Below are 24,350 nucleotides of genomic sequence, written 5' to 3'. Positions count from 1 at the left end.
GCCGAAGGACAAGGAAATGGTGATGCCGGGCGACAACGTGTCGATCACGGTGAAGCTGATCGCCCCGATCGCCATGGAAGAAGGTCTGCGTTTCGCGATCCGCGAAGGCGGCCGTACCGTCGGCGCAGGTGTCGTTGCGAAGATCATCGAGTAAGCCAGTAATCGAGTAAAATCGAGGGCTTCGCCGTACGCCAGTCAGTGTCAGTACGGCAAACGCGCGGCTCGGCATCTCGCCGCGCGTGAAGTCCTAGTAGTCCATGCAGTACGCGGTAAAACGTGCCCGGGCTCGGCCGCAACGTTCCTTAGCGTTGCGTCCGGGTCCACGTTCTTTTACTAATCCGGCGGCGCAAAGCTGCCTCGCTCTTTCGAAGGAATCGCCATGCAAAACCAGAAAATCCGTATTCGTCTCAAAGCGTTCGACTATCGTCTGATCGATCAATCGGCAGCCGAAATCGTCGACACGGCGAAGCGGACTGGTGCGATCGTTCGCGGCCCGGTACCCCTGCCGACCCGCATCCAACGTTTCGACATCCTGCGTTCGCCGCACGTCAACAAGACGTCGCGCGATCAGCTCGAAATCCGTACGCACCAACGCCTGATGGACATCGTCGACCCGACGGACAAGACCGTCGACGCGCTGATGAAGCTCGATCTGCCGGCCGGCGTGGACGTGGAAATCAAGCTGCAATAAGGTTTGCGCCGCCCCGGCTTCCGGCCGTGGCGGTAAGTCTTTGATTGCTTGCGGAAAACGGAAAGCCTCGCTATAATGCAAGGCTTTTCGCGTATTCGCGTAAAAAGTCGGTGTCAGTTCGTGCGCGGCGATGCGGCACAAACGGCCGTAAAAAGCCTGGCGGCACGTTGCGAAACGAGCCTTCTGGTACCGGCATTTTGTAAATTAGCCCCGGCCAATCGCAGTCGGGAATGGAGAAAACGATGAGCCTTGGACTCGTAGGTCGCAAGGTTGGCATGACCCGTATCTTCACGGCGGATGGGGACTCGATTCCCGTTACCGTGCTGGACGTGTCCGACAACCGCGTGGCGCAGATCAAGACCGTTGAAACGGATGGCTATACGGCCGTTCAAGTGGCATTCGGTACGCGCCGTCCCTCGCGTGTGACGAAGCCGCTCGCAGGTCACCTCGCCAAAGCCGGTGTGCAAGCCGGTGAAATTCTCAAGGAATTCAAGATCGATGCCGCTAAGGCCGCCGAGCTGTCCGCCGGCGCCGTGATCGGTGTTGACCTTTTCGAAGTCGGCCAAAAGATTGACGTGCAAGGCGTGTCGATCGGTAAGGGCTACGCCGGCACGATCAAGCGCTACAACTTCGCCTCGGGCCGTGCCACGCACGGTAACTCGCGTTCGCACAACGTCCCGGGTTCGATCGGTATGGCGCAAGATCCGGGTCGCGTGTTCCCTGGCAAGCGCATGACGGGTCACATGGGTGACGAGACCGTCACGGTGCAGAACCTCGAAATCGCTCGTATCGACGCCGATCGCAAGCTGCTGCTCGTCAAGGGTGCAGTGCCTGGCGCGAAGGGCGGCAAAGTTTTCGTGACGCCGGCAGTGAAGGCGCGTGCCGTGAAAGGAGCGAAATAATGGAACTGAAGCTCCTCAACGCTAATGGTCAAGAAGGCGCAGGCGTCAACGCGTCGGACGTCGTGTTCGGCCGTGACTACAACGAAGCGCTGATTCACCAAGTCGTGGTGGCGTATCAAGCCAACGCCCGTAGCGGCAACCGCGCGCAGAAGGATCGCGAGCAAGTCAAGCACACGACGAAGAAGCCGTGGCGCCAGAAGGGTACGGGCCGTGCTCGTGCCGGTATGTCGTCGAGCCCGTTGTGGCGTGGCGGTGGTCGGATTTTCCCGAACTCGCCCGAAGAGAACTTCTCGCACAAGGTCAACAAGAAGATGCATCGCGCAGGCCTCTGCTCGATCTTCTCGCAGCTCGCCCGTGAAGGCCGTCTGTCGGTTGTCGAGGACATCATCCTCGAAGCACCGAAGACGAAGCTGCTGGCCGAAAAATTCAAGGCCATGGGTCTCGAGTCCGTGCTGGTCATCACCGACACGGTCGACGAGAACCTGTACCTCGCGTCGCGCAACCTGGCCCACGTGGCCGTTGTCGAGCCGCGTTACGCCGATCCGTTGTCGCTGATCTACTTCAAGAAAGTGCTGATCACGAAGGCAGCGGTCGCCCAGATCGAGGAGTTGCTGTCATGAGCGAGATTCGCAAGAACGATCATCGTTTGATGCAGGTCCTGCTCGCGCCGGTGATCTCCGAAAAGGCGACGCTGGTGGCCGACAAGAACGAGCAAGTCGTGTTCGAAGTCGCCCCCGACGCGACGAAGCAGGAAGTGAAGGCCGCTGTCGAGCTGCTGTTCAAGGTGGAAGTCGAATCCGTCAACGTGCTGAACATGAAGGGCAAAGCCAAGCGCTTCGGCCGTTTCATGGGCAAGCGCAAGGACGTGAAGAAGGCGTACGTCTGCCTGAAGCCCGGCCAGGAAATCAACTTTGAAGCGGAGGCCAAGTAATCATGGCAATCGTGAAAGTTAAGCCGACCTCGCCGGGTCGCCGCGCGATGGTCAAGGTGGTCAACAAGGATCTGCACAAGGGCAAGCCGCACGCTGCGCTGCTCGAGTCGCAGAGCAAGGCCGCCGGTCGTAACAACAACGGCCATGTGACGACGCGCCATCAAGGCGGCGGTCACAAGCAGCACTATCGTGTCATCGACTTCCGTCGCACGAAGGACGGCATTCCGGCGAAGGTCGAGCGTCTCGAGTACGACCCGAACCGTAGCGCGAACATCGCACTGCTGCTGTACGCGGACGGCGAACGCCGCTACATCATCGCGTCGAAGGGCATGACGGTCGGTCAACAACTGATGTCGGGCTCCGAAGCGCCGATTCGCGCGGGCAACACGCTGCCGATCCGCAACATCCCGGTCGGTACGACGATCCACTGCATCGAGATGCTGCCGGGCAAGGGCGCGCAAATGGCGCGTTCGGCCGGTACGTCGGCCATGCTGCTGGCGCGTGAAGGCACGTACGCTCAAGTGCGTCTGCGTTCGGGCGAAATCCGCCGCGTGCACATCGAGTGCCGCGCGACGATCGGCGAAGTGGGCAACGAAGAGCACAGCCTCCGTCAAATCGGCAAGGCCGGCGCGAACCGCTGGCGCGGTATCCGTCCGACGGTGCGCGGCGTTGCGATGAACCCGGTCGATCACCCGCACGGCGGTGGTGAAGGCCGTACCGCTGCAGGCCGTCACCCGGTGAGCCCGTGGGGCCAGCAGACGAAGGGTTATCGCACCCGCAGCAACAAGCGCACGACGACGATGATCGTCCAGCGCCGTCACAAGCGTTAAGGAGCAGACAATGGCACGTTCTGTAAAAAAAGGTCCGTTCTGCGACGCCCATTTGCTGAAGAAGGTTGAGGCGGCTGCAGCCACGCGCGACAAGAAGCCTATCAAGACTTGGTCGCGCCGCTCGACGATCCTCCCGGATTTCATCGGCTTGACGATCGCCGTCCACAACGGCCGTCAACACGTTCCGGTGTACATCTCGGAAAACATGGTCGGCCACAAGCTTGGCGAGTTCGCATTGACCCGGACGTTCAAGGGTCACGCGGCCGACAAGAAGGCTAAGAAATAAGGGGCAATCAAGATGGAAGTGAAAGCAATTCATCGCGGTGCCCGCATCTCGGCGCAGAAGACGCGCCTTGTGGCTGACCAGATCCGCGGTTTGCCGGTCGACAAGGCGCTGAACGTTCTGACGTTCTCGCCGAAGAAAGCGGCTGGCATCGTGAAGAAGGTCGTGCTGTCGGCGATCGCGAATGCGGAGCACAACGAGGGCGCCGACATCGACGAGCTCAAGATCAAGAGCATCTACGTCGACAAGGCTGCCTCGCTGAAGCGGTTCACCGCGCGCGCCAAAGGCCGCGGCAACCGCATCGAGAAGCAATCCTGTCACATCACTGTGACGGTCGGGAATTAAGGGGTCATACGATGGGACAGAAAATTCATCCGACTGGCTTCCGTCTGGCCGTCAGCCGCAATTGGGCTTCGCGTTGGTACGCGAGCAACAACAATTTCGCGGCGATGCTCCAGGAAGACATCGGTGTTCGTGAATATCTGAAGAAGAAGCTGAAGAACGCTTCGGTTGGCCGCGTCGTCATCGAGCGCCCGGCGAAGAACGCGCGCATCACGATTTACAGCTCGCGTCCTGGCGTCGTCATCGGCAAGAAGGGCGAGGACATCGAGCAGTTGAAGTCCGAGCTGCAAAAGCGGATGGGCGTGCCCGTGCACGTGAACATCGAGGAAATCCGCAAGCCGGAAACCGATGCTCAACTGATCGCCGATTCGATCACGCAACAGCTCGAGCGCCGGATCATGTTCCGCCGCGCGATGAAGCGTGCGATGCAAAACGCGATGCGTCTGGGCGCGCAAGGCATCAAGATCATGAGCGCCGGCCGTCTGAACGGTATCGAAATCGCACGTACGGAATGGTATCGCGAAGGTCGCGTGCCCCTGCACACGCTGCGCGCCGACATCGATTACGCAACGTCGGAAGCCAAGACGACGTACGGCATCATCGGCGTGAAGGTGTGGGTCTACAAGGGCGACACGCTGGGCCGCAACGATGCGCCGGTCGTCGAAGAAGCGCCGGAAGAAAAGCGTCCGCGCCGCAACGCACGTCCGGGCGATCGCCGTCCGCGTCGTGATGGCGAAGGTGGCGCGCCCGCAGGTGCTCGCCGTGGTGCGCCGCGTCGCGGCGGCGACGGCAAGACTGGAGAATAACGATGCTGCAACCGAAACGCAGGAAGTATCGCAAAGAGCAGAAGGGTCGTAACACCGGTGTAGCGACGCGCGGCAACGCGGTGTCGTTCGGTGAATTCGGCCTGAAGGCTATCGGTCGCGGCCGTCTGACCGCGCGTCAAATCGAAGCGGCGCGTCGTGCCATGACGCGTCACATCAAGCGCGGCGGCCGCATCTGGATCCGCATTTTCCCGGACAAGCCGATCTCGCAAAAGCCGGCCGAAGTACGGATGGGTAACGGTAAGGGTAACCCGGAGTACTACGTCGCCGAGATTCAGCCGGGCAAGATGCTGTACGAAATGGATGGCGTAACCGAAGAGCTGGCGCGTGAAGCGTTCCGTCTGGCTGCAGCGAAGCTGCCGCTGAAGACGGCGTTCATCGTCCGTCAGCTCGGCGCCTAAGGAGCAAATGATGAAGGCTTCCGAACTTCACCAGAAAGACCAGGCCGCGCTCAACAAAGAGCTGTCGGACCTGCTGAAGGCGCAATTCGGCCTGCGCATGCAACTCGCGACCCAGCAGCTCACGAACACGAGCCAGCTGAAGAAGGTTCGTCGCGACATCGCACGTGTGCGGACCGTCCTGACTGAGAAGGCGAACCAGAAATGAACGATAGCGTGAAAACCTCGCTCAAGCGGACGCTGGTCGGCAAGGTCGTCAGCAACAAGATGGACAAGACGGTCACCGTGCTCGTCGAGCACCGCGTGAAGCACCCGATCTACGGCAAGTACGTCGTGCGTTCGAAGAAGTACCACGCGCATGACGACGCGAACACGTACAACGAGGGCGACCTCGTCGAAATCCAGGAAACGCGTCCGATCTCGAAGACGAAAGCCTGGACCGTGTCCCGCCTTGTCGAAGCTGCTCGCATCATCTAAAGCAGCGTAGTAGAAGTCGTTGAAATCGCTGTAGATTTCGCTTGCAAGACCGAGGTTATTTGTTATAATCTCGGTCTTCCCTCTTTATGGGATCCATTGCGGACGACGTGGAGAGGGAAACGGAAGGGCGCCAGGCCGTTCCGGTGAATCACTCGATTGCGATGGCGGTTTCGTTGCCGTCGCTGCTGTGTTCTTACCCAAGCAGCCGATAGGCTGACGGGACCAAGACTGACCGGCTGAACCATGGTGGTGCAGGCGGATTAAGTTGGGAAAGATAAACCATGATCCAGACCGAATCTCGGCTTGAAGTGGCCGACAACACGGGTGCACGTGAAGTTTTGTGCATCAAGGTGCTCGGCGGCTCGAAGCGTCGTTACGCCAGCATCGGCGACATCATCAAGGTGACCGTCAAAGAGGCAACGCCGCGCGGGCGCGTGAAGAAAGGCGAAATCTACAACGCCGTGGTGGTTCGCACCGCCAAGGGCGTGCGTCGCCAAGACGGCTCGCTGATCAAGTTCGACGGCAATGCTGCCGTCCTGTTGAATGCCAAGCTCGAGCCGATCGGCACCCGTATTTTCGGGCCGGTCACGCGTGAGTTGCGTAGCGAACGGTTCATGAAGATCGTTTCGCTCGCGCCGGAAGTGCTGTAAGGAGCTGCGATGAATAAGATTCGCAAGGGTGACGAAGTCATCGTCATCACCGGCAAGGATAAGGGCAAGCGCGGTGTCGTGCTGGCCGTCGGCGATGAGCAGGTGACGGTGGAAGGCATCAATCTCGTCAAGAAGCACGTCAAGCCGAACCCGATGAAGGGTACGACGGGTGGCGTGGAGGCGAAGACGATGCCCCTGAACATTTCGAACGTCGCGCTCGTCGACGCGAACGGCAAAGCCTCGCGTGTGGGCATCAAGGTCGAGGATGGCAAGAAGGTTCGCTTCCTGAAGACGACCGGTGCCGTGCTGAGCGCCTGACGCTGCGGAGTATAAAAAATGGCTCGTTTGCAAGAGTTTTACAAAGAGAAGGTCGTCCCCGGCCTTATCGAGAAGTTCGGCTACAAGTCGGTCATGGAAGTGCCGCGCATCACCAAGATCACCCTGAACATGGGTCTTGGCGAAGCCGTCGCTGACAAAAAGATCATCGAAAACGCCGTTGGCGATCTGACGAAGATCGCAGGTCAGAAGCCCGTCGTGACGAAGGCCCGCAAGGCAATTGCAGGCTTCAAGATCCGTCAAGGCTATCCGATCGGCGCGATGGTCACGCTGCGTGGTCAAGCGATGTACGAATTCCTGGATCGTTTCGTGACGGTGGCGCTGCCCCGCGTGCGTGACTTCCGTGGTGTGTCGGGTCGTGCGTTCGACGGTCGCGGCAACTACAACATCGGTGTGAAAGAGCAGATCATTTTCCCCGAAATCGACTACGACAAAATCGACGCGCTGCGTGGGCTGAACATCAGCATCACGACCACCGCGAAGACCGACGACGAAGCCAAGGCACTGCTCGCCAGCTTCAAGTTCCCGTTCAGAAACTGAGGTTACCGTGGCTAAACTGGCACTGATCGAACGTGAAAAGAAGCGCGCCCGCCTGGCGGCGAAGTTCGCCCCGAAGCGCGAAGCGCTGAAGACGATCATCGACGACCAATCGAAGTCGGAAGAAGAGCGCTATGCGGCTCGTCTCGAGCTGCAACAACTGCCCCGTAACGCGAACCCGACGCGCAAGCGCAATCGCTGCGCGATCACGGGTCGTCCGCGTGGCACGTTCCGTAAGTTCGGACTTGCGCGTAACAAGATTCGCGAAATCGCATTCCGCGGCGAGATCCCCGGCCTGACCAAGGCGAGCTGGTAATAGGAGAAACGTAAATGAGCATGAGTGATCCTATCGCCGATATGCTGACTCGCATCCGCAACGCGCAGATGGTCGAGAAGGTTACGGTGGCGATGCCCTCGTCCAAGGTCAAGGTGGCGATTGCGCAAGTCTTGAAGGATGAAGGTTATATCGACAGCTTCGCAGTGAAGTCGGAAGGCGCGAAGTCGGAATTGAACATCGCGTTGAAGTACTACGCCGGCCGTCCGGTCATCGAGCGCCTCGAACGCGTCTCGAAGCCCGGCCTGCGCGTGTACCGCGGTCGCAACGACATCCCGTCGGTCATGAATGGCCTCGGTGTCGCGATCGTGTCGACGCCCAAGGGTGTGATGACCGACCGCAAGGCCCGCGCCAATGGCGTCGGCGGCGAAGTCATCTGCTACGTCGCTTAACGCCGAAAGAGGAGAAGAAACATGTCTCGAGTAGGTAAAAGCCCGGTCGCGCTGTCCGGCGCCGAAGTGAAAGTCGAGAACGGCTTCATTACGGTGAAGGGCTCGCTCGGCACGATTTCGCAGCCGCTGAACAAGCTCGTGAACATCGTCGTCGACGGCGCGGTCCTGAAGTTCGAGCCGGTTGGCGAAAGCCGCGAAGCGAACGCGATGTCGGGCACGATGCGCGCGATCGTCGCGAACATGGTGCACGGTGCGACGAAGGGTTTCGAGCGCAAGCTCAACCTCGTCGGCGTGGGCTATCGTGCGCAAGCGCAAGGCGACAAGCTGAACCTGTCGCTGGGTTTCTCGCACCCTGTGGTGCACCAGATGCCGGAAGGCGTGAAGGCTGAAACCCCGTCGCAAACGGAAATCGTGATCAAGGGGATCGACAAGCAGAAAGTCGGCCAAGTCGCTGCCGAAGTGCGCGGCTATCGTCCGCCGGAGCCCTACAAGGGCAAGGGCGTGCGCTATGCCGACGAGGTGGTGATCCTCAAAGAAACGAAGAAGAAGTAAGGGTGCGCAATCATGGATAAGACTCAATCTCGCCTGCGCCGCGCTCGTCAGACGCGTATCAAGATCGCCGAACTGCAGGTCGCACGCCTCGCCGTGCATCGCACGAACACGCACATTTATGCGCAAGTGTTCTCGCCCTGCGGCACCAAGGTGCTCGCCAGCGCGTCGACGCTCGAAGCTGAAGTGCGTGCGCAACTGGCCGACCAATCGGGCAAGGGTGGCAACGTTGCCGCCGCCACGCTGATCGGCAAGCGTATCGCTGAAAAAGCCAAGGCTGCCGGCGTCGAATCCGTCGCCTTCGATCGCTCGGGTTTTCGCTACCACGGCCGCGTGAAAGCGCTGGCCGACGCGGCGCGCGAAGCCGGGCTCAAGTTCTAAGGGAAAGAATTCGTCATGGCAAAGATGCAAGCGAAAGTTCAGGCTGACGAACGCGACGACGGCCTTCGCGAAAAGATGATCGCGGTCAATCGCGTGACCAAGGTGGTGAAGGGCGGCCGGATTCTCGGTTTCGCCGCACTGACCGTGGTCGGCGACGGTGACGGCCGCGTGGGCATGGGCAAGGGCAAGGCGAAGGAAGTGCCCGTGGCCGTGCAAAAGGCGATGGAACAAGCCCGCCGCAACATGTTCAAGGTGCCGTTGAAGAACGGTACGCTGCAGCACGAAGTGCACGGCAAGCATGGCGCGTCGGTGGTTCTGCTCGCTCCGGCGAAGGGTGGTACGGGCGTGATCGCCGGCGGCCCGATGCGCGCGGTGTTCGACGTGATGGGCGTGCAGAACGTCGTCGCGAAGAGCCACGGTTCGACGAACCCGTACAACCTCGTGCGTGCCACGCTCGACGGGCTGCGCAAGCAGTCGACGCCGGCTGACATCGCTGCGAAGCGCGGCAAGTCGGTCGAAGAAATTTTGGGCTAATGCCTAGGTGGTCACCATGTCTGATAAAACTGTCAAGGTTCAGCTCGTCAAGAGCCTGATTGGGACCCGCGAATCGCACCGTGCCACGGTGCGTGGCCTGGGCCTGCGCCGACTCAACTCGGTCAGCGAACTGCAAGACACGCCCGCCGTGCGCGGCATGATCAACAAGGTCTCGTACCTTGTTAAGGTCATCGCCTAAACCCGGCCTGGGACTCGAGGAGTTGAATATGGAATTGAACAACCTGAAGCCGGCTGAAGGCGCCAAGCACGCTAAGCGCCGCGTCGGCCGCGGTATCGGCTCCGGCCTCGGCAAAACTGCCGGCCGTGGTCACAAGGGTCAGAAATCGCGTTCGGGCGGCTTTCACAAGGTCGGCTTCGAAGGCGGTCAAATGCCGCTGCAACGTCGCCTGCCCAAGCGCGGCTTCACGTCGCTGACGAAGGAATTCGTCGGTGAAGTGCGCCTCGGCGATCTGCAAGCCCTGCCCGTCGACGAAATCGACTTGCTCGCACTGAAGCAAGCCGGCCTCCTCGGTGAGCTGACGAAGAGCGCCAAGATCATCGCCACCGGCGAGATCTCGCGCAAGATCGTCGTGAAGGGCCTCGGTGCGACGAAGGGCGCCCGCGCCGCGATCGAAGCGGCCGGCGGCTCGTTCGCCGAGTAATTGGCTTTCGATCGCGTGAAAGAGCGATTGCTGTCAATGGCATTTGCATCGGAGAACGTACTTGGCTAACAGCCCGAGTCTCGCAAAAGCCGGCCGAAGCACGGCGAAGTTCGGCGACCTGCGCCGGCGGGCAGTGTTCCTGCTGCTGGCGCTGGTCGTCTATCGCATCGGCGCGCACATTCCGGTGCCGGGGATCGATCCGGATCAGTTGGCGAAGCTGTTCCAGAGCCAATCGGGCGGCATCCTGGGCATGTTCAACATGTTCTCGGGTGGCGCGCTGCAGCGGTTCACGATTTTCGCGTTGGGGATCATGCCGTACATCTCCTCCTCGATCATCATGCAGCTGCTCGCGATCGTCTCGCCTCAGCTCGAAGCACTGAAGAAGGAAGGTCAGGCAGGGCAGCGCAAGATCACGCAGTACACGCGGGTCTTCACGGTCTTGCTGGCGTTGTTCCAAGCGTTCGGCATTGCCGTGGCGCTCGAGAACCAGCCGGGCCTCGTGATCGATCCGGGCATGGTGTTTCGCCTGACGACGGTCGTGACGCTCGTGACGGGCACGATGTTCCTGATGTGGCTCGGTGAGCAGATCACGGAACGCGGGCTCGGCAACGGGATCTCGATCATCATCTTCGCCGGGATCGCAGCGGGATTCCCGAACGCGGTGGGCGGGCTCGTCTCGCTCGTGCAGTCGGGCTCGATGCACCCGTTCACGGCGATCATCGTGGTGGCGCTGATCGGTGCGGTGACCTACTTCGTGGTGTACGTCGAACGTGGCCAGCGCAAGATCCTCGTGAACTACGCGAAGCGCCAGGTCGGTAACAAGATTTACGGCGGGCAGTCGTCGCACTTGCCGCTCAAGCTGAACATGTCGGGCGTGATTCCGCCGATCTTCGCATCGTCGATCATCCTGTTCCCGGCAACGATCCTGAATTGGTTCAGCTCGGGTACGCGCGGCAGCTGGCTCACCGACACGCTGCACAACGTGGCCGATGCAATTAAGCCGGGCCAGCCCGTGTACGTGTTGCTGTACGCGTTGGCGATCGTTTTCTTCTGCTTCTTCTACACCGCGCTGGTGTTCAACAGCAGAGAGACGGCCGACAACCTGAAGAAAAGCGGCGCATTCGTTCCGGGCATCCGTCCGGGCGATCAGACCGCACGGTATATCGACCGCATCCTGACGCGTCTGACGCTGGCCGGTGCGATCTACATCGTGTTCGTCTGTCTGCTGCCTGAGTTTTTGGTGCTGCGCTGGAACGTGCCGTTTTATTTTGGCGGAACGTCGCTGCTGATCATTGTCGTCGTCACGATGGACTTCATGGCGCAGGTGCAGTCGTACGTTATGTCGCAGCAGTATGAGTCGTTGCTCAAGAAGGCGAACTTCAAGGGCGGCGGCAACATCCCGATGCGTTGAAAGGACTTATGGCCAAAGACGATGTAATCCAGATGCAGGGCGAGGTCATCGAGAACCTCCCCAATGCTACCTTCCGTGTGAAGCTGGAAAACGGCCATGTCGTGTTGGGTCATATTTCCGGCAAGATGCGGATGCACTACATCCGCATCCTTCCGGGCGACAAGGTAACGGTTGAGTTGACGCCTTACGATCTGTCCCGTGCGCGGATCGTGTTCCGGGCGAAGTGATTTGAAAAAAGGGTAATATCATGAAAGTGATGGCATCGGTTAAGCGCATTTGCCGCAATTGCAAGATCATCAAGCGCAAGGGTGTCGTGCGCGTGATTTGCAGCTCTGATCCGCGCCACAAACAGCGCCAAGGCTGAACGCCGCGCTTTTGGTTGCGCTTTTTGTTTGAGGAAAAACAATGGCTCGTATTGCAGGGGTGAACATCCCTAACCACCAGCACGCCGTGATCGGTCTGACGGCGATCTTCGGGATCGGCCGCACGCGTTCGCAACAAATTTGCGAAACGGCTGGCGTCGCAGTGAACAAGAAGGTCAAGGACCTGACGGACGCGGATCTCGAAAAGCTGCGTGAAGAAGTCGGCAAGTTCGTCGTCGAAGGCGATCTGCGCCGTGAAGTGACGATGAACATCAAGCGTCTGATGGACCTCGGCTGCTACCGCGGCGTCCGTCATCGCAAGGGTCTGCCCCTGCGTGGCCAACGTACGCGCACGAATGCCCGTACGCGCAAGGGTCCGCGCCGCGCTGCCCAATCGCTGAAGAAATAAGCGCGACTGACAGTTACAGGAAAACGTAATGGCTAAGGCTTCGAACAACACCGCGGCGCAACGCGTTCGCAAGAAGGTCAAGAAGAACGTCGCCGAGGGCGTGGTTCACGTTCACGCGTCGTTCAACAACACCATCATCACGATCACCGACCGTCAAGGCAATGCGCTTGCTTGGGCAACGTCGGGCGGCCAGGGCTTCAAGGGCTCGCGCAAGTCGACGCCGTTCGCGGCGCAGGTTGCTGCGGAGTCGGCCGGTCGCGTGGCGATGGAATACGGCGTCAAGAACCTCGAAGTGCGGATCAAGGGCCCCGGCCCCGGTCGCGAATCGGCGGTGCGCGCTCTGCATGGTCTTGGCATCAAGATCACGGCGATCTCCGACGTTACGCCCGTTCCGCACAACGGCTGCCGTCCGCCGAAGCGCCGTCGTATCTAAGACGTGCGCCTGGAACACGCCTGTCGGCGCGATGACGCGCCCGCAGGCGATTTGCGCATTGATGTGCGTGAATGTTTAACTAAGCCCACCGTTCGCCCTCGCTTGGGGACGGACTAGCGCAGACGCAAGTTTGCGTGACTAAACCAGAAGGAAAGCAAAGTGGCACGCTATACCGGCCCTAAAGCCAAGTTGTCCCGCCGTGAAGGCACCGATCTGTTCCTGAAGAGCGCGCGCCGCTCGCTCGCTGATAAATGCAAGCTCGACAGCAAGCCGGGTCAGCACGGCCGCACCTCGGGCGCCCGTACGTCCGACTACGGCACGCAGCTTCGCGAAAAGCAAAAAGTGAAGCGCATCTACGGCGTGCTCGAACGTCAGTTCCGCCGCTACTTCGCCGAAGCCGATCGCCGCAAGGGCAACACGGGTGAAACCCTGCTGCAATTGCTCGAGTCGCGCCTCGACAACGTCGTCTACCGCATGGGCTTCGGCTCGACCCGCGCTGAAGCGCGCCAACTCGTGGGCCACAAGGCGATCACGGTGAACGGCGTGGTCTCGAACATTCCGTCGCTGCAAGTTAAGGCTGGCGATGTCGTGGCCGTGCGCGAGCAAGCCAAGAAGCAAGCGCGTATTCTCGAAGCGCTCTCGCTGGCCGAGCAAAGCGGCATTGCGAGCTGGGTTGCGGTCGATGCGAAGAAGTTCGAAGGCACGTTCAAGCAGATGCCGGAACGTAGCGATATCGCCGGCGACATCAACGAAAGCCTGATCGTCGAATTGTATTCGCGCTAATCGGATTTACGGCCGGGGTACCTCGATTGCGTTGCGCAAGGGGGAGCCTCGGCTGTTTATTTTCAGGGTGTTACCGGTCAGCCTTATCGGTGTAACGAGCCGAGGGTATTGAAAAGGAAAACCTATGCAAACCAGTTTGTTGAAGCCCAAGATCATCGCTGTGGAATCGCTTGGCGAGAGCCACGCGAAAGTGGTCATGGAACCGTTTGAACGCGGTTACGGCCACACTTTGGGCAACGCGCTCCGGCGCGTCCTGCTGTCGTCGATGGTGGGCTACGCGCCGACCGAAGTGACGATCGCGGGTGTGGTGCATGAGTATTCCACGATCGACGGCGTGCAGGAAGACGTCGTCAATCTGCTTTTGAACATGAAGGGCGTCGTCTTCAAGCTGCACAACCGTGACGAAGTGACGGTCACGCTGCGCAAGGAAGGCGAAGGCGTCGTGACGGCTCGCGATATCGAGCTGCCGCACGACTGCGAAGTGATCAACCCCGATCACGTCGTGGCCCATCTGTCGAAGGGCGGCAAGCTCGACGTACAGATCAAGGTCGAGAAGGGCCGCGGCTACGTGCCCGGCAACGTGCGCCGCTACGGCGAAGAAACGGCCAAGATCATCGGCCGCATCGTGCTCGACGCGTCGTTCTCGCCGGTTCGCCGCGTGAGCTACGCTGTGGAAAGCGCCCGTGTCGAGCAGCGTACCGACCTCGACAAGCTCGTGATGAACATCGAAACCAACGGCGTGATCTCGCCCGAGGAAGCGATTCGTCAATCGGCACGTATTCTCGTCGACCAGCTCGCCGTGTTCGCGGCACTGGAAGGCACGGAAGCCGCCGCCGAAGCGCCGTCGCGCGCGCCGCAGATCGATCCGATCCTGCTGCGTCCGGTGGACGATCTCGAGTTGACGGTGCGTTCGGCCAACTGCTTGAAGGCCGAAAACATCTACTACATCGGCGATCTGATCCAGCGCACGGAAAACGAGCTGCTCAAGACCCCGAATCTGGGTCGCAAGTCGCTCAACGAGATCAAGGAAGTGCTCGCCTCGCGCGGCTTGACGCTCGGCATGAAGCTCGAGAACTGGCCGCCGGCCGGTCTCGACAAGTAAGGCCATCGGGGCCGCTTGCGGCTCCGACGTCTGGCGAAGACGCGGATTTTCCTTTAAAATCCGCGTCTTGTCTTTTTTATTACCGGCCCGTGTCATCCCGCCACGCAGTAGCCAGCGGGGACGATAGAAGAGCTGGACCAAAACTTCGAATCAAGGAACTGAAATGCGTCACCGTCATGGTTTGCGGAAACTGAACCGCACGAGCAGCCACCGTCTGGCTATGCTCCGTAACATGTCCAACTCGCTGATCGAGCACGAAGTCATCAAGACGACGCTGCCGAAGGCGAAGGAACTCCGTAAAGTTGTCGAGCCCCTCATCACGCTCGGCAAGAAGCCGTCGCTCGCGAACCGCCGTCTGGCGTTCAACCGCCTGCGCGATCGTGACTCCGTCGCGAAGCTGTTCGACGTGCTCGGTCCGCGTTTCGAGAACCGCCCGGGCGGCTATCTGCGCATCCTGAAGTTCGGTTTCCGCGTTGGCGACAACGCACCGATGGCGCTCGTCGAGTTGCTCGACCGCCCGGAAATCGTGGATGCGGACGAAGTGCAAGAAGCTGAATAAGTTTCCGGGTGGGCCTAGCGGCCTGCCGTGAAGCTGATTTCGCAAAAAAGGGTCAGGCGTAAGCTTGGCCCTTTTTGTATTTGGGGCCGTTTTTTTGCGACGTCCCGGTACGCGCACGCTGAGTGCGCTACCAGGCGCGTGTCGTGCTCGGCCCGGGCGGCGAAATTGCGCTCGGTGATACGATAGCGCCGTATTGGATTGCTCTCCGAGGTCAAGACGCCGTGCCCCTGCCTGTCGTGCTCATGCTGACGACGCTCCCCGATGCCGAATCGGCGCAAAAGCTCTCGCAAGGCGCGATCGACGCGCGCCTGGCGGCTTGCGTTACCGAACTCGGCCAGGTGCGGTCCCGTTATCGCTGGAACGGCGCAGTGGAAACCTCTGACGAGATTCAATTGCTTTTCAAGACCAGCGCGGCGCGATCGCTCGAGCTGGAGCGATTCATTCTTGCGAACCACCCCTACGAGACCCCGGAACTGCTCTCGTGGCAGGCATCTGCCTCGAACGCATACGGGCAATGGGTGGAGACCGAAACGCATCGACCGACCCATGTTTAAACCGCTTTCCGATCTTTCGCGCACGTTCGTGCGCGTCATGTTGCTCGTCGTCGCGTTCGCCTCGCTTGGCGCGGGGCTGGCCAACGTCGCACGCGCGGACGATTTTCTCGATCCGTCGGCGGCATTCCGCTTCAGCGCGGAGGAGCAGCCTCACGAAGTCGACGTTCACTTCAAGATTGCCGACGGCTACTACCTGTACCGCGAGCGTTTCCAGTTCGCCGTCAAGAGTGGAACCGCCACGCTAGGTGCGGCGCAGTTGCCCGCCGGTCACGTGAAGTTCGATCCGACGTTTCAGAAGAACGTCGAAACGTATCGCGGCGATTTGACCATCCGGGTGCCCGTGCAGTCGGCGTCGGGTCCTTTCGACCTCGCGGTCACGTCGCAAGGGTGCGCGGATGCGGGGATTTGCTATCCGCCCGCCGAGCATGTGTACCACGTGGGCGGCGCGGCGCTGAAAGCGGGCACGGATGCCGGCGGTGCCGCGCAATCCGCCGCTACCGGCACTCAGCAGACGTCGTCGTCCTGGTACGAGCGCGCGACGAGTGCCGACTACGCGCAGTCGCTGCTGCAGGGCGGCAGCTTCGCGGCCACAGTCGGCCTCTATTTCTTGGCGGGCCTCGTCCTGAGTCTGCTGCCATGCTCCTATCCGATGATCCCGATCGTCTCGGCCATCATCATCGGCCAGGGCACCAAGGTCACCCGAAGGCGCGGCTTCGCGCTCTCGCTTTCGTACGTCGTCGGGATGGCGCTCGTTTATACGGCGCTCGGAATCGCGGCCGCGCTCGTCGGGCAATCGCTCGGCGCGTGGCTGCAGAATCCCTGGGTCCTCGGCGCGTTCGGCGTGCTGCTGACTGCGTTTGCACTCACGCTGATCGCGGGCGTCGACCTCGTGCTGCCGCAGCGTTGGCAAGACGGCGTTTCGCAGGCGTCGAACCGCCGCACCGGCGGCACGTTCGCTGCGGTCGCGGTGATGGGGGCGCTGTCGGCGCTCGTGGTCGGCGCGTGCATGACCGCACCGCTATTCGCCGTGCTCGCATTCATCGCGCACACGGGCAATGCCGTACTCGGGGGGGCAGCGCTGTTCTCGATGGGGCTTGGCCTTGGGGTCCCCCTCCTCATCATCGGCTTGGGCGCCGGTACCTTGTTGCCGAGGGCCGGCGGGTGGATGGATGGGGTCAAGGTCTTCTTCGGCGTCGTGCTGCTCGCGGCGGCGCTCTGGATCGTGTGGCCCGTGTTGCCTTCGACGGTGCAAATGCTGCTCGCCGCGCTCTGGTTGTTGATCGCCGCCGCGGCGCTTGGGTTGTTCACACCGAACGTGGGCGGCCCGTCCGTTTGGCGGCGTCTGGGTCGAGGCGTCGGTGCGGCACTCGCTATTTGGGCGGCCACGCTGCTCGTGGGCCTCGCCGCGGGATCGAGTGACCCGGTGCGTCCGCTAGCGGTTCTGGCTGCGCGTGCGACTGGTGCGGCGGCTGCGCCGAGTGCCTCGGTGGCGGCTGATGCGGCGTTCGCCCCCGTACAGTCGTCGGCCAATCTCGACGCGCTGCTCAAGACCAACGCTCGGCCCGCGATGCTCGACTTTTATGCCGACTGGTGCGTGAGCTGCAAGGAAATGGAGAACCTCACGTTCACGGACAAGCGCGTGCAAGCACGCCTTACGCAACTGCAGTTGCTGCGCGCCGACGTCACGGCGAACAATGGGGACGATCAAGCTTTGCTGAAGCGGTTCGATCTGTTCGGCCCGCCGGGGATCATCTTCTTCGATCGATCGGGGAAGGAAGTGCTGCGTGTTGTCGGCTACGAATCGGCCGATAAATTCTTGCAAAGCTTGGATCGAGTCGCCCCCGAATTGCAGTCGTGAAGCGAGCGGCGCGCGACGCCCCCTCGCTGCCGCTTCAGCTTCAAGGCGATCCCCGGTAGCTCAGCTCGCGCTACCGGGGGCGCGTGCGACAAGTGCCTTCGCGGCGCTTACTTCTGCGCGCGCAGCAACCGCGCCGCATCGAGCGCGAAGTACGTCAACACCCCATCGGCACCCGCGCGCTTGAACGCGAGCAGCGACTCCATCATGACCTTGTCGTGGTCGAGCCAGCCGTTTTGCGCGGCGGCCTTGAGCATCGCGTACTCACCGCTCACCTGATACACGTACGTCGGAAAGCGGAACTCGTCCTTCACGCGGCGCACGATGTCGAGATACGGCATGCCCGGTTTGACCATCACCATGTCGGCCCCCTCGTCGATGTCGAGGCGCACTTCGCGCAGCGCCTCGTCGGAGTTGGCCGGGTCCATCTGATAGGTCATCTTGTTGCTCTTGCCGAGATTGGTCGCGGAGCCGACGGCATCGCGGAACGGGCCGTAGAACGCCGAAGCGTACTTGGCCGCGTAAGCCATGATCCGTGTGTGGATATGCCCCTCGCTTTCGAGCATCTCGCGCAAGGCGCCGATGCGGCCGTCCATCATGTCCGACGGCGCGACGATGTCGACGCCCGCTTCGGCTTGGGCCTTCGCCTGGTCGACGAGAATCTCGACCGTCTCGTCGTTCATCACATAGCCGGCTTCGTCGAGCACGCCGTCCTGGCCATGGCTCGTATAAGGATCGAGCGCGACGTCGGTCAGCACGCCAAGCTCGGGGAAGCGCCTCTTCAACTCGCGCACGGCGCGCGGGATCAAGCCTTCGGGGTTCGCGGCCTCGCGGCCGTCGGGCGTTTTCAGCGAGGGCTCGATAGCCGGGAACAGCGAGAGCACCGGCACGCCGAGCTCGACGCATTGCTCGGCGACGTTCATCAGCAAATCGACCGACACGCGTTCGACGCCCGGCATCGACGGGACGGCATGGCGCACATGGGTGCCTTCGACGATGAACACGGGGTAGATGAGGTCGTTCGTCGTGAGTGTGTTTTCGCGCATGAGACGTCGGGAAAAATCGTCGTGTCGCATGCGGCGAGGGCGGTGATGCGGATAGAAGCTCATAGGGGAAAAATCGCTATCGGATCAGGGAACCGCCGGCCTGGCCGGCACAAAAACTTTTGCAAACAATGGTATATGATAGCGATCGAGCGAAGCCCGTGCCTTCTCGATGAACGCACGCAGCGGATCTCCCCGCTTCTCCTCCCTGAGCGGGTGCCTGTCGTTATTCGATTAGGCTGTTCAACCCGCCGACGTTCGGCGGGTTTTTTTATGTGCGATTCTTCGTAGCATTTGCCAACCGGGGCCGCGGCGATGTGCCGCACCGATGTGCCGCACATTACGCACTAGAGCTGGAGCGGGCGGGAACACCCCATCGAGCACGCTCATCGGTGCTCGATATCGATCGTTTCGGCTAGGGGCGGAGCGCGATGGTTACGCCTTCGGGGCGGTGCCGGCATTTGCGTCCGCGGCATCGGCGCCGAGCCAGCCTTCCAGGCGCACGTGCGCTTCGTCGAGGCCCACGCGCTTGAGCGCCGAAAAGAGCTGCGCCGATAGTTCCCCCTTGTAGCCGGCCGCCCGGTACTCCGCGAAACCCTTTTCCGTCGCACGCAGCGCGTTGACGCTTTCCTGCCGCGTCAGTTTGTCGCACTTGGTCAATAACGTATGGATGGGCTTGCCCGTCGGCGCAAACCACTCGATCATGCGTCTGTCGAGCTCGGTCAAGGGGCGGCGCGAATCCATCATGAGGACCATGCCGCGAAGCTGAGCGCGGCTTTGCAGGTAGGTGGAGAGCAGCGCCTCCCAATGAGCCTTGGCCGCGCCGGGCACTTCGGCGTAGCCGTAGCCGGGCAGATCGACGAGGTAGCCCGCGAGTTCGTCGGCAGGCCCGACGCCGAAGTAATTGATATGCTGCGTGCGGCCTGGTGTCTTGCTGGCGAAGGCCAGGCGTTTTTGATTGCACAGAATGTTGATGGCCGTCGATTTGCCCGCGTTCGAGCGGCCCGCGAAGGCGATCTCGGGCTGGACCGTGGCAGGCAGGTCGCGCAAATGATTGACGGTCGTGAAGAAACGGGCTTGATGAAGCAGGAAGGCCATGGCGGGACAGGAAGGTGAGCGCGTGAAGTCGCTCGAAGGACGGCGCTGACGAGGCGGGGGCTTCCCCACTGGCGTCTTGGCGATTAGGGAGTTATTGTACAATACGAAGGTTTACTGGAGACCGATCGAAGTGTTTGTCAAGCGCTTCGTACTTATGGCCGCATGAGTCTTCGCGGTAATCGGTTGCTGTCGTTTTGCATTAACCTCTTGGGAAAGCACCGGGCCGCTTGGCGCGATCCCGCCGCCTGCGAGGGCGGCGCCCCGAATCGGGCGCTCGAGGACACTCTATTCTCACAAGACGAAACCGGGTGTGCGAATGAATCGACTGTGCAAGTCTTTGAAGGTGCTTGAAGTCGTTGCAGCAGCGGGTTTGTTGAGTTTGGCGGCACAAACGAGAGCGGCGGAATCACCGAAGCCGGATATGAATCGAGGGCAAGCGATTGCGACGAAAGTCTGCGCTTCTTGCCACGGAGCCGACGGCAATAGCGCGACCGGGTCGTTTCCGAAACTGGCGGGGCAGCATGAGGCGTACCTCGTCAAGCAGTTGAAAGATTTCAAGGTGCAGCCGGGAGCGAAATCGGCCGCACGTGCGAATCCGATCATGGCTGGCATGGCGGCTGCGCTTTCGGACCAGGACATGGTCAACGTGGCCGCGTACTTCGCGAGCCAAACGCCGAAGCCGAATTTCGCGCACGATCCGGCTACGGTGCCGGACGGGCAAAAGATCTACCGCGGCGGCATTGCGGAGAAGAACGTGCCGGCTTGCGCCGCGTGCCACGGGCCCACGGGCATGGGTATCCCCGTGCAGTACCCGCGGCTGTCGTGGCAGTGGTCGGATTACACCGTTGCGCAGCTTCATGCGTTCCAGCAGGGCGCGGGCGCGCGCGACAACAGCGACGTGATGCATGCCATCGCGTCGCGGCTCTCGGACAACGAGATCAAGGCAGTTGCCGACTACATCGCCGGCCTGCACTGAGTTCCACCGGGAACGAACAATCAGCCGGCCTCGAGCCGGCGAGAACGAGAAAAGGGTGGGAGCGCCACCGCCTTCGGCGGGTGGCCCCTCACCCTTTTTTGCTGTCGTAGCAGCTGGAGTTTGAATGAGCGTTACTACCTCGGGTTATGAGTTGAAGTCGGACCGCAGGGTCCTCAAGCACACGATCGAGCTGTTCAGCTCGATGCGCTTCGCGATCGCACTGCTCGTCGTGCTTGCGATCGCGAGCATCGTGGGAACCGTCCTCACGCAAGACGATCCGTACCCCAACTACGTCAATCAGTTCGGCCCGTTCTGGGCCGACATCTTCCGCGCGGCCGGCCTGTTCACGGTCTACAGCGCGTGGTGGTTCATGCTCATCCTCGGCTTCCTGATCGTGTCGATCTCGCTGTGCGTGATCCGCAACGCGCCGAAGATGATCGCCGACATCAAGAGCTGGAAGGACAAAGTGCGCGAGGGTAGCCTGCGCGCTTTCCATCACAAGGCCGAGTACACCCCCGGCAGCGACCGCGCCGAAACGACGCAGCGCGTGACTCGGCTCGCAGGCAAACTCGGTTATCGCTACGTCGTGCGCGAAACGGAAGGCGCGACGCTCGTCGCCGCGAAGCGCGGCGCGCTGGCCAAGATCGGCTACATCTTCGCGCACGTGGCGTTCGTCGTGATTTGCATCGGCGGCCTGATGGACAGCAACCTGCCGATCAAGCTCCAGATGTGGTTGTTCGGCAAATCGCCGATTTCATCGAGCGTGGTCATCAACGAGATTTCGCCGGACCACCGGTTGTCGCCGTCCAATCCGACCTTCCGCGGCTACGCGTGGGTGCCGGAGGGGCAGCACGTGTCGACGGCCATCCTCAACGAGCCGAACGGTTCGCTGATTCAAGACCTGCCGTTCTCGATCGAGCTGAAGAAATTCGTCGTCGATTACTACTCGACGGGGATGCCGAAACTGTTCGCGAGCGATATCGTCGTCGTCGATCATCGGACGGGCAAGCGAATCCCGGCGCGCGTCGAGGTGAACAAGCCGTTCCACTACGACGGCGTGTCGATCTATCAATCGAGCTTCCAGGACGGCGGCTCGGCGATGTCGATGACGGCCTGGCCGATGACGGGCGACACGATCAAGACCATGCCGGTGAGCGGCACGATCGGCAGCTCGGCGCCGCTGTCGGCTTCGATGCCGGGCGTGAACGGACAAACGGTGGAGTTCGCCGATTTCCGCGCGATCAACGTCGAAGACATCACGAACGGCAGCGGGCAAACCGACGCGCGCGGCGTCGTCGTCCACCATTCGGTGGAACAGATGCTCGACGCGCGGCTCGGCTCGGGCGCGAAGTCGTCCAAGCCGATGGATCTGCAAAACGTCGGGCCGTCGGTCCAATACAAGATCCGCGGCACCGACGGGCAAGCGCGCGAGTTCAACAACTACATGCTGCCCGTCGAAGTCGAAGGCAGCCGCTATTTCCTCGCCGGCATGCGCACGACGCCAAACGATCCGTTCCGCTATCTGCGCATCCCGGCCGACGATCAAGGCAGCATCAAGGAGTGGATGCTGCTGCGCGCGGCGCTGGCCAATCCCGATTTACGCGCGCAAGCGGCCCACCGGTTCGCTCAGCGCTCGGTTTCCGCCGATGCGAATCCGGAGCTGCGCGAGAATCTCGAGACGAGCGCCGCGCGCGTTCTGACGCTGTTCGCGGGCGCCGGCGAGAACGGCGGCGCGGCGGCTCCGGGCACGGTGCCCGGGGGCTTCCAGTCGGTCGCGACGTTCATCGATCACTCGGTGCCTCAGGGCCAGCAGCAGAAGGCGGCGTCGCTGCTCTTGCGCATGCTAGAAGGCTCGACCTGGGATTTGTGGCAGCTCGCGCGCGAACAGGCGGGCGAGCCCGACGCCAAACCGACGGCGAACGCGAGCCGTTTCGTACAAGATTCGATCAACGCGCTTTCAGACAGCTTCCTGTACGGATCTCCGGTCTTCCTGCAGCTTGATTCGTTCAAGCAAGTGCAGGCTTCGGTATTCCAGCTCACGCGGGCGCCTGGCACGAAAGTGGTGTATCTTGGCAGTCTGCTGCTGGTCGCCGGCATCTTTTCGATGTTCTACGTGCGCGAACGGCGGCTTTGGTTCTGGCTCAAAGACTCGGCGATGGGCACGACCGTCGTCATGGCGATGTCGACGGCGCGCAAGACGATCGACTTCGAGAGGGAATTCGCAAAGGTGCGCGACGCCGTGGGCGCCACGCTCGGTGCGACGGCGCATGACGCCCCGGCAGCACTTCATCATGGCGCGCACGAGCACGCCCACCCTTCCACGCGTGACGCGATCGAATCGTCCCACGGTTCGCAAGATTGATCCTCGGTACTCATCATGGACTTGACACACGTTTCCCGCTCTAGCCCGGCCGCAGCGCCCGCCGCCGGTGCCCTGGACGAGCGATCGTTCCTTCGGCGTCTCGGGCTGTTCGATTGGTTGTTCGCGCTTGCCGTGGCCGGCGGTGCCGGCTTCGGGCTGGCGCGCTACCACGCGTTCATGAACTACTACGACAAGCTCGTGCTGGTCTGCGCCGTGCCCGCGCTCGTCGTGCTCGGCTGGCGCTGGAAGCCGGTTCGGATGCTCGCGGTCGGCATCGCGGTGATGTCGCTTCTCTCGCTGCAGATTTATCACGGCGATCTGTCGCGCGCCGATTCCGCCTTCTTCCTGAAGTATTTCCTGTCGAGCCAGTCGGCGATTCTCTGGATGAGCGCGCTGTTCGTCCTGGCCACGCTGTTCTACTGGATCGGCCTGCTGTCGCGCTCGCCGTCGGGCGGCGCGATCGGCTCGGCGCTGACTTGGTTCGCCGTTCTGATGGGCTTCACCGGAATGATGGTGCGCTGGTACGAGTCGTACCTGATCGGTGCCGACGTCGGCCACATTCCAATCTCGAACCTTTACGAAGTGTTCGTGCTGTTCTGCCTGATCACGGCACTGTTCTACCTCTACTACGAGCAGCATTACTCGACGCGTGCGCTCGGCGCTTTCGTCCTGCTCATCATCAGCGCGGCAGTCGGCTTCCTGATGTGGTACTCGGTGGCCCGCGACGCCCAGCAGATCCAGCCGCTCGTCCCCGCGCTGCAAAGCTGGTGGATGAAGATTCACGTGCCGGCGAACTTCATCGGCTACGGTTCGTTCGCGCTCTCCGCCATGGTCGGCGTCGCGTATCTGTGCAGCGAACGCGGCATCCTGACCGATCGCTTGCCCTCGCTCGTCGTACTCGACGACCTCATGTACAAGTCGATCGCGGTGGGCTTCGCGTTTTTCACGGTCGCGACGATTCTCGGCGCATTGTGGGCGGCGCAAGCCTGGGGCGGATATTGGAGCTGGGACCCGAAGGAAACGTGGGCGCTGATCGTCTGGCTCAACTACGCGGCGTGGCTGCACATGCGCCTGATGAAGGGCCTGCGTGGCTCGGTCGCGGCCTGGTGGGCGCTCACCGGTTTGCTGGTGACCACGTTTGCGTTCCTCGGGGTCAACATGTTCTTGTCGGGGCTGCATAGCTACGGGAAGCTGTAACCGACGCATTTAATGGACGCGCCTGCGTCGATTTCGATCGCGCCCCGCCACGAAGAAACCGCCGCATGGTCACCCAGCGGCGGTTTTTTTCTTGGTGCATCCAAACGATGCCGATGGCGGTATATAGCGGGAGCGGGCCTAGTCGGCAAGGCG

37 protein-coding genes are annotated in these 24,350 nt (G+C 61.5%); 35 read left to right on the top strand and 2 right to left on the bottom strand.

The features are described from left to right. From DWV00_RS28880 to dsbD, 32 genes are all read left to right on the top strand, one after another. The coding region (locus DWV00_RS28880; protein WP_445607720.1) for an EF-Tu C-terminal domain-related protein at positions 1 to 154 on the top strand (154 nt) is incomplete at its 5' end. Between the two features lie 225 nt (positions 155 to 379). Next, positions 380 to 691, top strand: coding sequence for a 30S ribosomal protein S10 (gene rpsJ / locus DWV00_RS28875; protein WP_006998489.1), 312 nt, complete (start codon positions 380 to 382; stop codon positions 689 to 691). Positions 692 to 933: 242 nt separating this feature from the next. Beyond that, entirely contained in the window at positions 934 to 1,593 is a 660-nt protein-coding gene (gene rplC / locus DWV00_RS28870) for a 50S ribosomal protein L3 (RefSeq protein ID WP_115537046.1), read from the top strand. Next, positions 1,593 to 2,213: a 50S ribosomal protein L4 gene (rplD, locus tag DWV00_RS28865; RefSeq protein ID WP_115537033.1), complete on the top strand. Its 621-nt coding sequence runs from the start codon at positions 1,593 to 1,595 to the stop codon at positions 2,211 to 2,213. Before rplC ends, rplD begins: the two co-directional genes overlap by 1 nt. Beyond that, positions 2,210 to 2,524: a 50S ribosomal protein L23 gene (rplW, locus tag DWV00_RS28860; RefSeq protein ID WP_115537032.1), complete on the top strand. Its 315-nt coding sequence runs from the start codon at positions 2,210 to 2,212 to the stop codon at positions 2,522 to 2,524. Before rplD ends, rplW begins: the two co-directional genes overlap by 4 nt. Before the next feature lie 2 nt (positions 2,525 to 2,526). Continuing rightward, positions 2,527 to 3,354 (top strand): 50S ribosomal protein L2, encoded by an 828-nt coding sequence (gene rplB / locus DWV00_RS28855; RefSeq protein WP_115537031.1) that lies wholly within the window; start codon positions 2,527 to 2,529, stop codon positions 3,352 to 3,354. Positions 3,355 to 3,364: 10 nt separating this feature from the next. Beyond that, positions 3,365 to 3,640, top strand: coding sequence for a 30S ribosomal protein S19 (gene rpsS, locus DWV00_RS28850; protein ID WP_042623627.1), 276 nt, complete (start codon positions 3,365 to 3,367; stop codon positions 3,638 to 3,640). Between the two features lie 12 nt (positions 3,641 to 3,652). After that, complete coding sequence (gene rplV, locus DWV00_RS28845) at positions 3,653 to 3,982, top strand: 50S ribosomal protein L22 (protein WP_004199272.1); 330 nt, start codon at positions 3,653 to 3,655, stop codon at positions 3,980 to 3,982. Positions 3,983 to 3,993: 11 nt separating this feature from the next. Continuing rightward, a complete protein-coding gene (rpsC, locus tag DWV00_RS28840) occupies positions 3,994 to 4,785 on the top strand; it encodes a 30S ribosomal protein S3 (RefSeq protein WP_115537030.1) in 792 nt (263 codons plus the stop codon). A gap of 2 nt (positions 4,786 to 4,787) precedes the next feature. After that, positions 4,788 to 5,204, top strand: a complete 417-nt coding sequence (gene rplP / locus DWV00_RS28835) for a 50S ribosomal protein L16 (RefSeq protein ID WP_115537029.1) — start codon at positions 4,788 to 4,790, stop codon at positions 5,202 to 5,204. Between the two features lie 10 nt (positions 5,205 to 5,214). Next, a complete protein-coding gene (rpmC, locus tag DWV00_RS28830; RefSeq protein ID WP_007180130.1) occupies positions 5,215 to 5,409 on the top strand; it encodes a 50S ribosomal protein L29 in 195 nt (64 codons plus the stop codon). Beyond that, positions 5,406 to 5,678, top strand: coding sequence for a 30S ribosomal protein S17 (gene rpsQ / locus DWV00_RS28825; protein ID WP_115537028.1), 273 nt, complete (start codon positions 5,406 to 5,408; stop codon positions 5,676 to 5,678). Before rpmC ends, rpsQ begins: the two co-directional genes overlap by 4 nt. A gap of 281 nt (positions 5,679 to 5,959) precedes the next feature. Beyond that, positions 5,960 to 6,328: a 50S ribosomal protein L14 gene (gene rplN, locus DWV00_RS28820; protein ID WP_115537027.1), complete on the top strand. Its 369-nt coding sequence runs from the start codon at positions 5,960 to 5,962 to the stop codon at positions 6,326 to 6,328. A gap of 9 nt (positions 6,329 to 6,337) precedes the next feature. Continuing rightward, on the top strand, positions 6,338 to 6,646 hold the full coding sequence (gene rplX, locus DWV00_RS28815; RefSeq protein WP_115537026.1) for a 50S ribosomal protein L24: 309 nt from the start codon (positions 6,338 to 6,340) through the stop codon (positions 6,644 to 6,646). 18 nt (positions 6,647 to 6,664) lie between these two features. Next, positions 6,665 to 7,204, top strand: a complete 540-nt coding sequence (gene rplE, locus DWV00_RS28810; protein WP_115537025.1) for a 50S ribosomal protein L5 — start codon at positions 6,665 to 6,667, stop codon at positions 7,202 to 7,204. Positions 7,205 to 7,211: 7 nt separating this feature from the next. Beyond that, on the top strand, positions 7,212 to 7,517 hold the full coding sequence (gene rpsN, locus DWV00_RS28805; RefSeq protein ID WP_115537024.1) for a 30S ribosomal protein S14: 306 nt from the start codon (positions 7,212 to 7,214) through the stop codon (positions 7,515 to 7,517). A 14-nt stretch (positions 7,518 to 7,531) separates the two neighbouring features. After that, positions 7,532 to 7,927, top strand: coding sequence for a 30S ribosomal protein S8 (gene rpsH / locus DWV00_RS28800; RefSeq protein ID WP_115537023.1), 396 nt, complete (start codon positions 7,532 to 7,534; stop codon positions 7,925 to 7,927). Positions 7,928 to 7,948: 21 nt separating this feature from the next. Beyond that, positions 7,949 to 8,479 (top strand): 50S ribosomal protein L6, encoded by a 531-nt coding sequence (rplF, locus tag DWV00_RS28795; RefSeq protein ID WP_115537022.1) that lies wholly within the window; start codon positions 7,949 to 7,951, stop codon positions 8,477 to 8,479. Between the two features lie 12 nt (positions 8,480 to 8,491). After that, positions 8,492 to 8,857, top strand: coding sequence for a 50S ribosomal protein L18 (rplR, locus tag DWV00_RS28790; protein WP_115537021.1), 366 nt, complete (start codon positions 8,492 to 8,494; stop codon positions 8,855 to 8,857). 15 nt (positions 8,858 to 8,872) lie between these two features. After that, on the top strand, positions 8,873 to 9,391 hold the full coding sequence (gene rpsE / locus DWV00_RS28785; protein ID WP_115537020.1) for a 30S ribosomal protein S5: 519 nt from the start codon (positions 8,873 to 8,875) through the stop codon (positions 9,389 to 9,391). A 16-nt stretch (positions 9,392 to 9,407) separates the two neighbouring features. After that, a complete protein-coding gene (gene rpmD, locus DWV00_RS28780) occupies positions 9,408 to 9,590 on the top strand; it encodes a 50S ribosomal protein L30 (RefSeq protein WP_102645119.1) in 183 nt (60 codons plus the stop codon). A 28-nt stretch (positions 9,591 to 9,618) separates the two neighbouring features. Further along, positions 9,619 to 10,053 carry a 50S ribosomal protein L15 gene (gene rplO / locus DWV00_RS28775; RefSeq protein ID WP_115537019.1) on the top strand — a complete coding sequence of 145 codons (435 nt, stop codon included), beginning with the start codon at positions 9,619 to 9,621 and terminating at the stop codon, positions 10,051 to 10,053. A gap of 61 nt (positions 10,054 to 10,114) precedes the next feature. Continuing rightward, positions 10,115 to 11,464 (top strand): preprotein translocase subunit SecY, encoded by a 1,350-nt coding sequence (gene secY / locus DWV00_RS28770; protein WP_115537018.1) that lies wholly within the window; start codon positions 10,115 to 10,117, stop codon positions 11,462 to 11,464. An 8-nt stretch (positions 11,465 to 11,472) separates the two neighbouring features. Next, entirely contained in the window at positions 11,473 to 11,691 is a 219-nt protein-coding gene (gene infA, locus DWV00_RS28765; protein WP_004521905.1) for a translation initiation factor IF-1, read from the top strand. Positions 11,692 to 11,711: 20 nt separating this feature from the next. Next, positions 11,712 to 11,828 carry a 50S ribosomal protein L36 gene (rpmJ, locus tag DWV00_RS28760; protein ID WP_004199844.1) on the top strand — a complete coding sequence of 39 codons (117 nt, stop codon included), beginning with the start codon at positions 11,712 to 11,714 and terminating at the stop codon, positions 11,826 to 11,828. Between the two features lie 41 nt (positions 11,829 to 11,869). Then, the gene (gene rpsM / locus DWV00_RS28755; protein WP_115537017.1) at positions 11,870 to 12,235 is read left to right on the top strand and encodes a 30S ribosomal protein S13; all 366 of its coding nucleotides are present in this window, start codon (positions 11,870 to 11,872) and stop codon (positions 12,233 to 12,235) included. Between the two features lie 28 nt (positions 12,236 to 12,263). Continuing rightward, the gene (gene rpsK / locus DWV00_RS28750) at positions 12,264 to 12,668 is read left to right on the top strand and encodes a 30S ribosomal protein S11 (RefSeq protein WP_017777173.1); all 405 of its coding nucleotides are present in this window, start codon (positions 12,264 to 12,266) and stop codon (positions 12,666 to 12,668) included. A 159-nt stretch (positions 12,669 to 12,827) separates the two neighbouring features. Further along, complete coding sequence (gene rpsD, locus DWV00_RS28745) at positions 12,828 to 13,451, top strand: 30S ribosomal protein S4 (protein WP_115537016.1); 624 nt, start codon at positions 12,828 to 12,830, stop codon at positions 13,449 to 13,451. A 124-nt stretch (positions 13,452 to 13,575) separates the two neighbouring features. Further along, positions 13,576 to 14,553: a DNA-directed RNA polymerase subunit alpha gene (locus tag DWV00_RS28740; RefSeq protein WP_115537015.1), complete on the top strand. Its 978-nt coding sequence runs from the start codon at positions 13,576 to 13,578 to the stop codon at positions 14,551 to 14,553. Between the two features lie 163 nt (positions 14,554 to 14,716). Further along, positions 14,717 to 15,112: a 50S ribosomal protein L17 gene (rplQ, locus tag DWV00_RS28735; RefSeq protein ID WP_115537014.1), complete on the top strand. Its 396-nt coding sequence runs from the start codon at positions 14,717 to 14,719 to the stop codon at positions 15,110 to 15,112. Positions 15,113 to 15,339: 227 nt separating this feature from the next. Further along, a complete protein-coding gene (cutA, locus tag DWV00_RS28730; protein WP_115537045.1) occupies positions 15,340 to 15,666 on the top strand; it encodes a divalent-cation tolerance protein CutA in 327 nt (108 codons plus the stop codon). A gap of 37 nt (positions 15,667 to 15,703) precedes the next feature. Further along, on the top strand, positions 15,704 to 17,524 hold the full coding sequence (dsbD, locus tag DWV00_RS28725; protein WP_245965076.1) for a protein-disulfide reductase DsbD: 1,821 nt from the start codon (positions 15,704 to 15,706) through the stop codon (positions 17,522 to 17,524). A 107-nt stretch (positions 17,525 to 17,631) separates the two neighbouring features. Here the strand turns inward: dsbD and hemB are convergent, their stop codons facing one another. Further along, positions 17,632 to 18,630, bottom strand: coding sequence for a porphobilinogen synthase (hemB, locus tag DWV00_RS28720; RefSeq protein WP_115537012.1), 999 nt, complete (start codon positions 18,628 to 18,630; stop codon positions 17,632 to 17,634). A 369-nt stretch (positions 18,631 to 18,999) separates the two neighbouring features. Next, a complete protein-coding gene (gene yihA, locus DWV00_RS28715) occupies positions 19,000 to 19,662 on the bottom strand; it encodes a ribosome biogenesis GTP-binding protein YihA/YsxC (protein ID WP_115537011.1) in 663 nt (220 codons plus the stop codon). A gap of 316 nt (positions 19,663 to 19,978) precedes the next feature. Here yihA and DWV00_RS28710 point away from each other — a divergent pair, with 316 nt between their 5' ends. The 3 genes from DWV00_RS28710 to ccsB all read left to right on the top strand — a co-directional run bounded on the left by DWV00_RS28710 (position 19,979) and on the right by ccsB (position 24,197). Continuing rightward, positions 19,979 to 20,638, top strand: a complete 660-nt coding sequence (locus DWV00_RS28710) for a c-type cytochrome (protein ID WP_115537010.1) — start codon at positions 19,979 to 19,981, stop codon at positions 20,636 to 20,638. A gap of 124 nt (positions 20,639 to 20,762) precedes the next feature. Next, positions 20,763 to 23,000: a cytochrome c biogenesis protein ResB gene (locus DWV00_RS28705; RefSeq protein WP_115537009.1), complete on the top strand. Its 2,238-nt coding sequence runs from the start codon at positions 20,763 to 20,765 to the stop codon at positions 22,998 to 23,000. 15 nt (positions 23,001 to 23,015) lie between these two features. Continuing rightward, positions 23,016 to 24,197, top strand: coding sequence for a c-type cytochrome biogenesis protein CcsB (gene ccsB / locus DWV00_RS28700; RefSeq protein WP_115537008.1), 1,182 nt, complete (start codon positions 23,016 to 23,018; stop codon positions 24,195 to 24,197). The last annotated feature ends 153 nt before the right edge of the window (positions 24,198 to 24,350 follow it).

Source organism: Trinickia dinghuensis, from assembly GCF_003367175.1.
GTDB classification, from domain to species: domain Bacteria; phylum Pseudomonadota; class Gammaproteobacteria; order Burkholderiales; family Burkholderiaceae; genus Trinickia; species Trinickia dinghuensis.
Note: the sequence above shows the minus strand (reverse complement) of the source record. Positions and strands in the feature narration are given on the sequence as shown.

Excerpts from the sequence above, each read along its gene's own strand:
- rpsH (WP_115537023.1), top strand. The coding sequence starts at position 7,532 with ATGAGCATGAGTGATCCTATCGCCGATATGCTGACTCGCATCCGCAAC.
- DWV00_RS28740 (WP_115537015.1), top strand. The coding sequence starts at position 13,576 with ATGCAAACCAGTTTGTTGAAGCCCAAGATCATCGCTGTGGAATCGCTT.
- rpmC (WP_007180130.1), top strand. The coding sequence starts at position 5,215 with ATGAAGGCTTCCGAACTTCACCAGAAAGACCAGGCCGCGCTCAACAAA.
- rpmD (WP_102645119.1), top strand. The coding sequence starts at position 9,408 with ATGTCTGATAAAACTGTCAAGGTTCAGCTCGTCAAGAGCCTGATTGGG.
- DWV00_RS28710 (WP_115537010.1), top strand. The coding sequence starts at position 19,979 with ATGAATCGACTGTGCAAGTCTTTGAAGGTGCTTGAAGTCGTTGCAGCA.
- ccsB (WP_115537008.1), top strand. The coding sequence starts at position 23,016 with ATGGACTTGACACACGTTTCCCGCTCTAGCCCGGCCGCAGCGCCCGCC.
- rplO (WP_115537019.1), top strand. The coding sequence starts at position 9,619 with ATGGAATTGAACAACCTGAAGCCGGCTGAAGGCGCCAAGCACGCTAAG.
- rplB (WP_115537031.1), top strand. The coding sequence starts at position 2,527 with ATGGCAATCGTGAAAGTTAAGCCGACCTCGCCGGGTCGCCGCGCGATG.
- rplW (WP_115537032.1), top strand. The coding sequence starts at position 2,210 with ATGAGCGAGATTCGCAAGAACGATCATCGTTTGATGCAGGTCCTGCTC.
- rpsE (WP_115537020.1), top strand. The coding sequence starts at position 8,873 with ATGGCAAAGATGCAAGCGAAAGTTCAGGCTGACGAACGCGACGACGGC.
- rpsQ (WP_115537028.1), top strand. The coding sequence starts at position 5,406 with ATGAACGATAGCGTGAAAACCTCGCTCAAGCGGACGCTGGTCGGCAAG.
- rpsS (WP_042623627.1), top strand. The coding sequence starts at position 3,365 with ATGGCACGTTCTGTAAAAAAAGGTCCGTTCTGCGACGCCCATTTGCTG.
- rpmJ (WP_004199844.1), top strand. The coding sequence starts at position 11,712 with ATGAAAGTGATGGCATCGGTTAAGCGCATTTGCCGCAATTGCAAGATC.
- DWV00_RS28705 (WP_115537009.1), top strand. The coding sequence starts at position 20,763 with ATGAGCGTTACTACCTCGGGTTATGAGTTGAAGTCGGACCGCAGGGTC.
- rplE (WP_115537025.1), top strand. The coding sequence starts at position 6,665 with ATGGCTCGTTTGCAAGAGTTTTACAAAGAGAAGGTCGTCCCCGGCCTT.
- rplC (WP_115537046.1), top strand. The coding sequence starts at position 934 with ATGAGCCTTGGACTCGTAGGTCGCAAGGTTGGCATGACCCGTATCTTC.
- rplD (WP_115537033.1), top strand. The coding sequence starts at position 1,593 with ATGGAACTGAAGCTCCTCAACGCTAATGGTCAAGAAGGCGCAGGCGTC.
- yihA (WP_115537011.1), bottom strand. The coding sequence starts at position 19,662 with ATGGCCTTCCTGCTTCATCAAGCCCGTTTCTTCACGACCGTCAATCAT.
- rplF (WP_115537022.1), top strand. The coding sequence starts at position 7,949 with ATGTCTCGAGTAGGTAAAAGCCCGGTCGCGCTGTCCGGCGCCGAAGTG.
- infA (WP_004521905.1), top strand. The coding sequence starts at position 11,473 with ATGGCCAAAGACGATGTAATCCAGATGCAGGGCGAGGTCATCGAGAAC.
- rplQ (WP_115537014.1), top strand. The coding sequence starts at position 14,717 with ATGCGTCACCGTCATGGTTTGCGGAAACTGAACCGCACGAGCAGCCAC.
- rplV (WP_004199272.1), top strand. The coding sequence starts at position 3,653 with ATGGAAGTGAAAGCAATTCATCGCGGTGCCCGCATCTCGGCGCAGAAG.
- rpsC (WP_115537030.1), top strand. The coding sequence starts at position 3,994 with ATGGGACAGAAAATTCATCCGACTGGCTTCCGTCTGGCCGTCAGCCGC.
- hemB (WP_115537012.1), bottom strand. The coding sequence starts at position 18,630 with ATGAGCTTCTATCCGCATCACCGCCCTCGCCGCATGCGACACGACGAT.
- rplN (WP_115537027.1), top strand. The coding sequence starts at position 5,960 with ATGATCCAGACCGAATCTCGGCTTGAAGTGGCCGACAACACGGGTGCA.
- rpsJ (WP_006998489.1), top strand. The coding sequence starts at position 380 with ATGCAAAACCAGAAAATCCGTATTCGTCTCAAAGCGTTCGACTATCGT.
- rpsK (WP_017777173.1), top strand. The coding sequence starts at position 12,264 with ATGGCTAAGGCTTCGAACAACACCGCGGCGCAACGCGTTCGCAAGAAG.
- rplR (WP_115537021.1), top strand. The coding sequence starts at position 8,492 with ATGGATAAGACTCAATCTCGCCTGCGCCGCGCTCGTCAGACGCGTATC.
- dsbD (WP_245965076.1), top strand. The coding sequence starts at position 15,704 with ATGTTGCTCGTCGTCGCGTTCGCCTCGCTTGGCGCGGGGCTGGCCAAC.
- rpsM (WP_115537017.1), top strand. The coding sequence starts at position 11,870 with ATGGCTCGTATTGCAGGGGTGAACATCCCTAACCACCAGCACGCCGTG.
- rplP (WP_115537029.1), top strand. The coding sequence starts at position 4,788 with ATGCTGCAACCGAAACGCAGGAAGTATCGCAAAGAGCAGAAGGGTCGT.
- rplX (WP_115537026.1), top strand. The coding sequence starts at position 6,338 with ATGAATAAGATTCGCAAGGGTGACGAAGTCATCGTCATCACCGGCAAG.